Here is a 10,731-nt window from a genome sequence, read left to right as displayed (position 1 = left end):
TCTTCAATGCGCTGGTGATCGTGTTCCTGATCCCGCTGGCGCTGAAGGGCGTGCGCTACCGGCCGGTGGGGGCGGCCGCGCTGCTGCGGCGCAATCTGGCGATCTACGGGCTCGGCGGCCTGGTCGTGCCCTTCATCGGCATCAAGCTCATCGACTGGCTGCTGGTCGCGGTCCGTCTTGTTTAAGGACTTCCCATGAAAGACATTCTTCGTCCCGCCCTCGTGCTGTTCGTGCTGCTGAGCGCGCTCACGGGCATCGTCTATCCGCTCGCCGTGACGGGCGTCGCCCAGGCCGTGTTTCCGGCCCAGGCCGCGGGCAGCCTGTTGCCGCGCGACGGTGCGCAAATCGGCTCCGCATTGATCGGCCAGAACTTCAGCGACCCGAAGCACTTCTGGGGCCGTCCGTCGGCCACGGCACCGATGGCCTACAACGCGGCCGCCTCGGGCGGCGCCAACCAGGGGCCGCTGAATCCGGCGCTGGCCGATGCGGTCAAGGGCCGCATCGAAGCCTTGCGCGCGGCCGATCCGGGCAACACGCAGCCGGTGCCGGTCGACCTCGTCACGGCCTCGGCCAGCGGGCTCGATCCCCACATCAGCCCCGCGGCGGCGCGCTACCAGGTCGCGCGCGTGGCTCGCGCTCGCGGGCTGACGCCGGACCAGGTGGCCGGCCTGCTGGAGCGCCATATCGAGGCGCCGCTGTGGGGATTCCTGGGCGAGTCGCGCATCAACGTGTTGGCGCTCAATCTCGCGCTCGACGCGCAACCCTCTCCCTGATCCGGAGGCCCGTGGGCCTATGCGCGACCACCTGACCGCTGCAGCAGGCTCGTTCCCTCGCACAGAGGCAGCGCGTAGCGCCAAGGAGACAGTGATGATTCCCGACATCGTGTACGCGTTGTGCGCGTTGGTGGCTCTTTTCATTCCGATGGGCCTTGCATGGGCGGTTGTGCGCTGGACGACCAGGCGCCATGTGCATGGCGACGCTCCCGGGCGCAGCGCCCCGGCGAAGCTACACCCGTTGCGCCACGCGAAGCCCGGTCACCCACGTCGCCGGGTGCAGTCCGATACGCACAAGGGCCCCCGTTCCTCGTCAGGCGATTGATCATGGTGCTTGTAGCCGTCGCGACCAACGCTGTAGTGATCCGTCGGACACGGGTATGGAGCGGGCTCGTGGGCGTGTAATCGAAGCTACCCGATGTCCAGTCTTCCTCATTCACCCACAGAGGGCCGCCCCGACCCCGACGCGCTGCTCGCCCAGTTGCGGGCGGACGAGGAACGCGCCCAGCGCGGCAAGCTGCGCATCTACTTTGGTGCCAATGCTGGTGTCGGCAAGACCTGGGCGATGCTGAGCGCCGCGCAACGCGAACACGCCGCTGGTCTTGACGTAGTGATCGGCGTGGTGGAAACGCATGGCCGCAGTGAGACCGCGGCACTGCTGGCCGGCCTCGAAATGCTGCCCTTGCGCGAGGTGCCGTACCGCGGCCGCACGCTGGCCGAGTTCGACCTCGACGCGGCGCTCGCGCGCAAGCCCGCCGTGCTGCTGGTCGACGAACTCGCGCATACGAATGCGCCGGGCTCGCGCCACGCCAAGCGCTGGCAGGACGTGCAGGAGCTGCAGGCGGCAGGCATCGAGGTCTGGTCGGCACTCAACGTCCAGCACCTGGAAAGCCTCAACGGCACGGTGGGCGCCATCACCGGCGTGCGCGTGCACGAGACGGTGCCCGACACCGTGCTCGACGAGGCCGAAGAGGTGGTGCTGGTCGATGTCACGCCTGACGAACTCACGACCCGCCTCGCCGCCGGCAAGGTCTATTTGCCTCAGCAGGCCGAGCGGGCGGCGCAGAACTTCTTCCGCAAGGGCAACCTGATCGCGCTGCGCGAGATCGCGCTGCGGCGCACCGCCGAGCACGTGGAGGACGACGTGCGCGGCTGGCGGGTCGAGCAGTCGGGGCCGCAGGGCGATGCCGGGCCGCAGCCCTGGAACACCTCGGGCGCGCTGCTCGCCTGCGTCGGGCCCCACGAAGGCGCGAGCCAGACCGTGCGCACCGCGGCGCGACTGGCCGGCCAGCTCAACGTGCGCTGGCATGCGGCCTACGTCGAGACGCCGCGCCTGCAGCGTCTCGACGCCAAGCAGCGCGACAGCATCCTCGCGGTGCTCAAGCTGGCCGAGGAGCTGGGCGCCGTCACAGCCGTGCTGACGGGCGCCCGCATCGCTGAGGAACTCACCGCGTTGGCGCAGCGGCTCAACTGCGCCACGCTGGTGGTAGGGCGGTCCGAACCCGCTCAAGGCTGGCGCCGTTGGTGGCCGCCGGCGGACCTGTCGCGCGAACTGGCGCGCTGCGCACCCGCGCTCGACATCCTCGAGGTGGCGCGGGCCGACAGTTCGCGCCGCCTCGCGCAGGTCCGACCGGGTGGACCGCGCGACGAGTCCGGGGTGAAGGAGGACGAGCACTCGCAAGCGCGTTGGCCCGCCTACGCCTGGGCGGGCGCCATCAGCATTGCGGTCACGATGGTGGCCATGCCGCTCGCCGGCGTGCTGGAGTTGGTCAACATCGTCATGCTGTTTCTGCTCGGCGTGGTCGGCGTTGCGCTACGTTTCGGGCGCGGTCCGGCGGCTGTTGCGGCTGTGATGAACGTCGCTGCCTTCGACTTTTTCTTTGTGCCGCCGCGCCTTTCATTTGCCGTCAGTGACGTGCAGTACCTGGTGACGTTCGCGGTCATGCTCTGCGTCGGCCTGCTGGTCGGGCAGCTCACCGCAGGGCTACGCTTCGCCGCCGGCGTGTCGAACAGCCGCGAGCGACGGGCCCAGTCGCTGTTCGAGCTCACGCGCGAACTCTCGGCCGCGCTTGAAAGCCCCCAGGTGATCGAGCTCGGTGCGGCCGCGGTGCAAGGCCATTTCGGCGGCCATGCGCTGGTGCTGGTGACGGACGCCAACGACCGGCTGCTGATGCCCGCTGCGCCGCCGCCCGGCTTTGACCCTAGCGTCGCCGACTGGGCCTTCCGCCATGGGCAGCCGGCTGGCTTGGCCACGGCCACGCTCGCGGCGCAACCATGGCACTACGTGCCCCTCAAGGCGCCGATGCGGGTGCGCGGCGTACTCGCGCTCGAACCCTTGCACCTGCGCTGGCTGCTGATTCCGGAGCAGGCCCAACAGCTCGACACGCTGGCGCGGCAGATCGCGATCGCGCTGGAGCGGGTGCACTACGTCGAGGTGGCGCAGCAGGCGGTGGTCGAGATGGAGTCCGAGCGCCTACGCAATGCGCTGCTGGGCGCGATCTCGCACGATGTCCGCACGCCACTGACGGCACTGATCGCGCTGGCCGAGTCACTGCAGGCGGCGCCGCCGGAGTCGCACGCGGAGGCGGCGCGCGCCATCGTCGCCCAGGCTCGGGCGCTGAATGCGCTGGTCAACAATCTGCTCGACATGGCGCGGCTGGAAAGCGGCATCGCCGGCGGCGCAGTCAACCTTCGGCGCGAATGGCAGTCGGTGGAAGAGGTGGTGGGCTCGGCCATCCGCGCGGCGCGGCCCGCGCTCGGCGACATGGTCGTGCAGACGGCGCTGCCAGAAGACCTGCCGTTGGTCGAGTTCGATGCGGCATTGATCGAGCGCGTGCTGGTCAACCTGCTCGAGAATGCTGCGAAGTACGGCGCACCGCCCATTGAGGTCGGTGCGTGTGCGACGCCCAACGCGCTCTTGTTGACGGTGCGCGACCATGGTCCGGGGCTGCCCGCCGCGCTCAAGGGGCGCGAACAGACGCTGTTCGACAAGTTCACGCGCGGCCAGGCGGAATCGGCCACGCCCGGTGTCGGCCTGGGCCTGGCGATCTGCAGGGCGGTGGTCAGCGCCCATGGCGGCGAGATCATCGCGGCGAATGCGCCGGACGGCGGTGCCGAATTCAGCGTGACCCTGCCGAGGCGCACCCCGCCCGCGGCTATCGATCCTTCGTCCTGACTGCCATGCCCAGCCCTGTCGCCATCGTGATCGAAGACGAGCCGCAGATCCGCCGCTTCGTGCGAGGTGCGCTGGAGGCCGAAGGCTGGCAGGTCCATGAGGTCGGCACGCTGCGCGAGGGGCTCGCAGCCGTCGGCACGCGCCAGCCCGACCTGGTGGTGCTCGATCTCGGCTTGCCGGATGGCGACGGTATCTCGTTGATTGGCGATGTACGTGGATGGTCGGGGGTGCCGATCATCGTGCTCTCGGCGCGCACCGAGGAAGCCGACAAGATCGCGGCGCTCGACGCCGGCGCCGACGACTACCTGACCAAGCCCTTCGGCACCGGCGAGCTGCTGGCACGCGTGCGTGCCGCCCTGCGCCGCCCGCGTGCAGCAGGAGGCGGCGCGCAGGGCGATGGCGCAGCTGAACCGGCATTCCGCTTCGGCGAAATCGAGGTCGATCGTCCGGCCCGACTCGTGCGACGCGGGGGTGTCGAAGTGCACCTCACGCCCACCGAATACCGACTGCTCGGCGTACTCGTGGCCAACGCCGGCAGAGTGATCACTCATCGCCAGTTGCTGCGCGAGGTATGGGGTCCTTTGTGCGATGAGCAGAGCCACTATCTGCGCATCTACATGGGTCACCTGCGTCAGAAGCTCGAGGCCGATCCCGCGCAGCCACGGCATCTGCTAACGGAGACGGGTGTCGGCTACCGCCTGGCAATCTGAAGACGTGGACTCATCGCGCAGGCCGTGGGAAACCCAGCGGAACCAGAGACTATCTGCAGTGGGCCCGGAGCTCCTATTCGCGACTTGCAGGAGCTGTCGTTCGCGCACGATGTCGTCCTGATCGTCCGTTGCAAACTCAGGCTCTGGCTGGCTGGCTTTTCTGAATAGAACTTGATTCCACTGTTTCAATAGAAGCGGATTCCTTACCTGGCTTGACCCCCTGCTCAAGGGATTGGTTCATACCATCCGCGGATGGTCCTCCGGTGGGCCGCTCTTGCCCCGCAACCGGCTACAGGCGGCCAGAACGTGTCGTTCAGCACGAATGCGCGGCTAGGCAATGTTGGGCTCCATAGCCCAGAATTCGCGCATGAACACTGATGACTACGACGACGATGGTGAACCCACCCTTCGTGTACTGCCGCCGCTGCTCCTGCTGAGCGCTCAGACCAGGTGCTGGAAGTGTGGCAAGTCCGTGAAGGCCGTTGCGCTAGCGGCGCATGCACTTGAAGAAGATGGTCAGCAGGTCGGCAACGCGGCGGATGCATCGGGCATGTTTGTCTTGAGCAGCGTCGACGACATGCCCGAGGCAGTTTTTGGCGAGCTGGTCCAGCGCAATCCGAACTTCGGCAGGCGCTCCAGCAATACCGCAGGCGAAAGCTACTTCGTGAACAATTGCGACTGCGGCACCTTCACCGGTGACTTCTACCTGCATGCGGAACCGGGCGGTGCCTTCTTCCCGACCACGGTCGAGGAGGCTGCAGGGATTACAGTCGAACGCCTGCCGTTCAATGAGCCGCTGGAATTCGGAGCTTCATGGGGCGCCGGCATCGGCGAATTCATCCTTGCGCATGCACGGGTAATCACTGCGCCAGAAATCGGGACGGGTTCCGTCTGACCGCTGGAAATCGGCGTTGACAAAAGGCGCCAGCCAGCAGCAGACCTTCGATAGCGCCCGCTTCACCAATGCAAGGCCTGAAACCATCAACTACCTGTCCGCATCGATGCCGTTGTCGAAGGCCAAGCCTCGGCCGGACTGATCGTCAAACCGGCGCGTAGGCTCCTGTGCCTCCTGGCCAAGCCGTAAGCACTTCATACCCCTCGGGTGTCACAACGACCATGTGTTCCCACTGGGCGGACAGAGACCTGTCCTTCGTCACGACCGTCCACCCGTCGGCCAGTTGCTTGGTTTCGCGTTTGCCTGCGTTGAGCATCGGTTCGATGGTGAAAACCATCCCCGGTTCCAACCTGAGTCCTTCCCCGCGCCGCCCGTAGTGCAGCACTTGCAGTTCCTCGTGGTAGACCTGACCAATCCCGTGCCCGCAGTATTCGCGCACCACGCTGAAGTGTTCCCGGTGAGCGACCGACTGGATGGCGTGGCCAATGTCGCCGAGAGTCGCTCCCGGCTTGACCTGCTGGATTCCCGCCAGCATGGCTTCGTAGGTCGTCTCCACCAGGCGCCGAGCCAACACGCTGGGGCCTCCGACGAAGTACATGCGGCTGGTGTCGCCGAACCAGCCATCCTTGATGACGGCAACATCGATGTTGATGATGTCGCCCGTCTTCAGAATCTTGTCGGACGAGGGGATGCCGTGACAAACAACCTGGTTAACGGAGGTGAGGATGGTCTTCGGATACCCGAGATACCCCACGTTGGCTGGAATGGCGCCCTGGACATTCACGATGTGGTCGCGGCAGATTCGGTCGAGCGTCTCCGTGCTCACCCCCGGCACGACGTATGGCGCGACCATGCTGAGAACCTCTGCTGCAAGCCCGCCGGCCCGCCGCGCCATCCCGATGTCCTCGGCGGACTTGATAGAAACGCCGCGAGCCACTAGTGTTTTCCAGTGGAGGATGCGCGGGACTTGCCAAGTTGGGCTGTGACAGCAGCGGCGATGTCCAGGCCCCCTGCGAGTTCCGCCCGTATCAGCAGTCGGCAGATTTCTCGGTGGTCCAACTCCGGGTGCATCTCGGTCAGCATGCCGACTCGCATCCAATGCTCTGCCTGTGCATTGATAGACCTGCTGAGGGCATTCCCCGCCACTCGCAGGTTCTCGTGCATCAGGTCCGAAATTTTGACGATTCCCATCAGTGACCTCTATACGAAACGTAGACGAAGTATATATGTTTCGTATGGCCCAGTGTTGTCCGAGTAGACGGCCTCGACGAGGCCTCAAAAACCGCTTCTGACCCCCACCCGCAGAAGGAGGGCAGTGCAACCCGTCGTGCGCTTCGCCGGCGCAGACTGAAGCTCCTATCCTCATACAGGAGCTCATCATGGAAGCAACATCGACGTGTCACCGCGAACCGTGGAACAAGGGCAAGCTCGTTGGGCAGAAGACCCCCTTCAGACTGAAAGACATCTGGGCCATCTGAGTCCGGCTGCAGCTCCAAGGTCGGATACGGGACCTCGCGCTTTTCAATCTGGGTATCGACAGCAAGCTCCGGGCGTGCGACCTCGTACAGCTTCGCGTTTGCGACGTGTCAAATGGCGAGCGCGTGGCTGCCCGCGCCAAGGTGATGCAGCAGAAGACCGGGCAGCCTGTTCAGTTCGAGATGACGGGGCCGACGCGTCAGGCCGTTGAGGCGTGGATTGCTGCGGCGCAGCTGAAGGCCGGAGATTTCTTGTTTCCGAGCCGGGTTCATGAATCGCCCCACATCGGGACCAGACAATACGCCCGCATCGTGGATGGCTGGGTCGAGGAAATCGGCCTCGACAGCGCGACATACGGCACCCATTCCATGCGCAGGACGAAGGCGTCGTTGATTTACCGGCGCACGAAGAACCTGCGCGCCGTGCAGCTTCTTCTCGGCCACAGCAAGCTTGAAAGCACGGTGCGCTACCTCGGTATCGAAGTGGAAGATGCGTTGGCGCTGGCAGAGCAAACCGACGCTTGAGCCGGCGGCCGCGCGGCCCTGCTGGACCAGGCGGCGCTTCGGCAGAACGCGGTCAGCCCCGTCGTCCAAGCCGCCCTGACGTTGCAATAATGAAGAGCCCGGATGGTCCACCGGGGCCTGACCTTGCTTGCTGCAACTTGGCTCGCCTCCAAATAACCGGATTTCGTGAAAGGCCCGTCTCGTACGGGCCTTCTTTTGTTCCATCGCCAATCGCTCTGGCGCAGGCGCCGCAGAGCGCCGTGACGGCTGGCGGCCACAACCGAACCTTCCCGACGACACCCCAGTTGGCTATGCTCGAAGCAACCGGTAAGGCATCGTCCGTCAGGATGCTCAACCCGGCCGTCAGACCGCTGATAGGAGAGTCCGTGCAAAAGATGGCGAATGCGATTCTTCTGTCGTTCCTGGCCGGTTGCGCAAGCACCCCGCCTCACGACTATTCGGTCTGCTCGACTCAGCCGGGTACCTATGCGTGCCAAATCGAGCAATACCAAAACGTTGACGATTGACGCCGTCTCGCTTGAGACCGACAGGCAGAATGCGGCCGAGGCTGTGTGAAAACACTTCGTTGATCGCCTCACTCCAAATAAAATCTGCCAACCCGTCAGAGCGAGGTGGCGCATGAAGCGATTCATCGAAGGCGAAGACCGACAGCAGGTCGCGTTGTTGCCGGAATGCCTAGATGACTATATCGGCGAAGACAACCCGGTGCGAGTCGTCGACGCCTTTGTCGAGGAACTGGACCTTCAAACCCTGGGCTTCAAAGGTATTGATCCGGCTTCCACCGGTCGACCGTCGTATCACCCGGCGGTGCTGCTCAAGCTCTACATCTACGGGTACCTGAACCGCATCCAGTCCAGCCGGCGCCTGGAACGCGAAGCCCAACGCAACGTCGAGTTGATGTGGCTCACCGGCCGGCTAGCCCCGGACTTCAAGACCATTGCAGACTTCCGTCACGACAATGGAGCGGGCATCCGCAACGTCTGCAAGCGCTTCGTCGAAATGTGCCGAGAACTCAAGCTGTTCACGCAAGCCATCGTGGCCATCGATGGCAGCAAGTTCAAGGCGGTCAACAGCCGAGACCGCAATGTCACGCCCGCCAAGATTGATGCGCGCCAGCGGCAGATCGAGCAGAGCATCCAGCGCTACCTCGACGCGCTGGAGACCGCCGACCGCACGCAGCCCGCGGAGGTCGAGGCCAAGACCGAGCGGCTGCAGGACAAGATCGAGAAGCTGCGCGAGCAGATGCGCCAGCTCGACGAGACCAAGGAGCAACTGAAGCACGAGCCCGACGGCCAACGCTCCACCACCGATCCCGATGCACGCTCGATGAACTCGCAGGCCAAGGGCTCGGGCCTGGTGGGCTACAACGTGCAGGCGGCGGTCGATGCCAAGCACCATCTGATCGTTGCCCACGAGGTGACGAACGTCGGCAACGACCGCGCCCAGCTGAGCAAGATGGCGCAGGCTGCGCGCGAGGCCATGGGCAAAGACAAGCTGAGGGCGTTCGCCGATCGCGGGTACTTCAGTGGCGCCGAACTCAAGGCCCGCGAAGACGCGGGCATCACGACGTTCGTTCCCAAGCCGATGACCTCGAACGCCAAGGCCGAGGGTCGCTTCGACAAGAGCGACTTCATCTACATCGCGAGAGACGACGAATACAACTGCCCTGCAGGCGAGCGGGCGATCTACAGATTCAGCACACTCGAGAAGAACGGCCTCAAGCTGCGCGTCTACTGGACCGGTGCCTGCCCTAAGTGCCCGATGAAAGGTGATTGCACGACCGACAAGTACCGACGCATCCGTCGCTGGGAGCATGAGGAAGTCCTGGAGCGAGTTCAGCAGCGGCTTGATCGAAAGCCCGATGCAATGACGCTGCGAAGAAGTACGGTGGAGCACGTGTTCGGCACGCTCAAGCACTGGATGGGCTGGACGCACTTCCTGACGAAGACGCTGGAGCACGTCAGCACCGAGATGAGCCTGCATGTGCTGGCCTACAACCTGAAGCGGGTGATCGCGATCCTGGGCATGACCAGAACGATGAAGGCGATGAAGTTGGCGGGGGCGTGAGCCCTCTCAGAGACGGCTGAGGGTGGTCCGAAACATCACGAGCAAGACGAATGCGCGTTTGCGCGGCGATGAGCACTGAATGGCATCAGCAGACTCGATGACGGGACCTGTGGCCTCGTGTTCGGCATACTGATGTGCCAAATGCATTTCCACACGGCCTCGGCCAGGAGCGGACACATGATTGCCGCCCCCAAAGGCTCACTGTTCCACCAGGAGTTTCGATGAACTTGATGCCATCAAAGTCCGCACGTGCCTTGCCGGCGGCCGCAACGGGCGCGTACGCCATCGGTACGTCCGCGTTGGGCTCCATGCTGATGGGCGCCGCGGCCCTCGGTGCCCTGGCCATCGGAGCCTTGTCTATCGGTCGGCTCTTTGTGGGCCGCGCTCGAATCCGCCGGCTGGAGATTGACGAGCTTGTTGTTCACCGCATTCGAGTCATTGAACAGCTGACGCCGTCGCAAACGTCGAAGCCCGACAGCGTCATCGACAATTCGAAGCCAGCTGTCGAGTCCGTGAAAACACGGGCCGAAACGTAAAAATAACCGCAAAGCGGCTACCGGCAATGAGCCGACCTTGAGCGCAGCAGCGGAATTCGGCCGCCTCCACAATTTTGATGAGGTTTCAGCCGCAGCAATGCGAGGCCCGGCCCGACCTTGGTGCTCACGGTAGCTGCTGTGGCAGGATGCGACGAGACTTTGCTCGACCGGGAAAAGATTGATGTCAATGCTCAGACGCCTTAGAGGCGAGCCCAGGGCCACCCTGTTGTTCCTCGGCCAAACCCTGACTCTCTATCGCCAAGGTTCCTATGGTGGACTGTCCGTCGCGTTCGCGACGTTAGTAGCGTTCAACTTGCCGTGGCATCTCATCCCCGCCAGCGGTCAGATGGTTCAACTTCTGACGGCAGGCGTCGGTTTCTACGTCGCGGCTACGCTGACGGCATCACGAGCCCCTTCCGAGATGGATGCGACTGACGCGGCGGCGCGGTGGCTCTGAGGGCCGCGTTCAGGCAGAACCTGTCATCAAACTTGGAGGCCGCAGTGCTGCTCAATATCGACAAGAAGCACAGAACCTCAGTTCTGCACGCCAACGACTGCAAGCGCATTCCGCGTCC

General features: G+C 64.5%; 10 protein-coding genes and 1 pseudogene. 9 read left to right on the top strand and 2 right to left on the bottom strand.

Annotation, left to right across the window (positions count from 1 at the left end):
- From AC1D2E_RS19655 to AC1D2E_RS19630, 6 genes are all read left to right on the top strand, one after another.
- Positions 1-185: hypothetical protein (locus tag AC1D2E_RS19655; protein ID WP_478198947.1), on the top strand; the 185-nt coding region annotated here is incomplete at its 5' end.
- Positions 186-194: 9 nt separating this feature from the next.
- On the top strand, positions 195-773 hold the full coding sequence (gene kdpC, locus AC1D2E_RS19650; RefSeq protein WP_478198946.1) for a potassium-transporting ATPase subunit KdpC: 579 nt from the start codon (positions 195-197) through the stop codon (positions 771-773).
- 418 nt (positions 774-1,191) lie between these two features.
- A complete protein-coding gene (locus AC1D2E_RS19645; RefSeq protein WP_478198945.1) occupies positions 1,192-3,948 on the top strand; it encodes a DUF4118 domain-containing protein in 2,757 nt (918 codons plus the stop codon).
- 5 nt (positions 3,949-3,953) lie between these two features.
- Positions 3,954-4,658 (top strand): two-component system response regulator KdpE, encoded by a 705-nt coding sequence (kdpE, locus tag AC1D2E_RS19640; RefSeq protein ID WP_478198944.1) that lies wholly within the window; start codon positions 3,954-3,956, stop codon positions 4,656-4,658.
- A 367-nt stretch (positions 4,659-5,025) separates the two neighbouring features.
- Positions 5,026-5,553, top strand: a complete 528-nt coding sequence (locus tag AC1D2E_RS19635; protein WP_478198943.1) for a hypothetical protein — start codon at positions 5,026-5,028, stop codon at positions 5,551-5,553.
- A 16-nt stretch (positions 5,554-5,569) separates the two neighbouring features.
- Positions 5,570-5,695 carry a hypothetical protein gene (locus AC1D2E_RS19630; RefSeq protein ID WP_478198942.1) on the top strand — a complete coding sequence of 42 codons (126 nt, stop codon included), beginning with the start codon at positions 5,570-5,572 and terminating at the stop codon, positions 5,693-5,695.
- Positions 5,696-5,698: 3 nt separating this feature from the next.
- Here the strand turns inward: AC1D2E_RS19630 and map are convergent, their stop codons facing one another.
- Positions 5,699-6,490, bottom strand: coding sequence for a type I methionyl aminopeptidase (gene map, locus AC1D2E_RS19625; protein ID WP_478198941.1), 792 nt, complete (start codon positions 6,488-6,490; stop codon positions 5,699-5,701).
- The gene (locus AC1D2E_RS19620; RefSeq protein ID WP_478198940.1) at positions 6,490-6,744 is read right to left on the bottom strand and encodes a ParD-like family protein; all 255 of its coding nucleotides are present in this window, start codon (positions 6,742-6,744) and stop codon (positions 6,490-6,492) included. Before AC1D2E_RS19620 ends, map begins: the two co-directional genes overlap by 1 nt.
- 188 nt (positions 6,745-6,932) lie before the next feature.
- On the opposite strand from AC1D2E_RS19620, the pseudogene AC1D2E_RS19615 reads away from it, so the two are divergent.
- The 3 genes and pseudogenes from AC1D2E_RS19615 (at position 6,933) to AC1D2E_RS19605 (ending at position 10,156) form a co-directional block, all read left to right on the top strand.
- Positions 6,933-7,553: pseudogene (locus AC1D2E_RS19615) on the top strand (tyrosine-type recombinase/integrase).
- 618 nt (positions 7,554-8,171) lie between these two features.
- Positions 8,172-9,620 (top strand): IS1182 family transposase, encoded by a 1,449-nt coding sequence (locus AC1D2E_RS19610; protein WP_478198939.1) that lies wholly within the window; start codon positions 8,172-8,174, stop codon positions 9,618-9,620.
- A 221-nt stretch (positions 9,621-9,841) separates the two neighbouring features.
- The gene (locus AC1D2E_RS19605; protein ID WP_478198938.1) at positions 9,842-10,156 is read left to right on the top strand and encodes a hypothetical protein; all 315 of its coding nucleotides are present in this window, start codon (positions 9,842-9,844) and stop codon (positions 10,154-10,156) included.
- The last annotated feature ends 575 nt before the right edge of the window (positions 10,157-10,731 follow it).

This window comes from Variovorax sp. P1_H2, from assembly GCF_056405295.1.
Note: the sequence above shows the minus strand (reverse complement) of the source record. Positions and strands in the feature narration are given on the sequence as shown.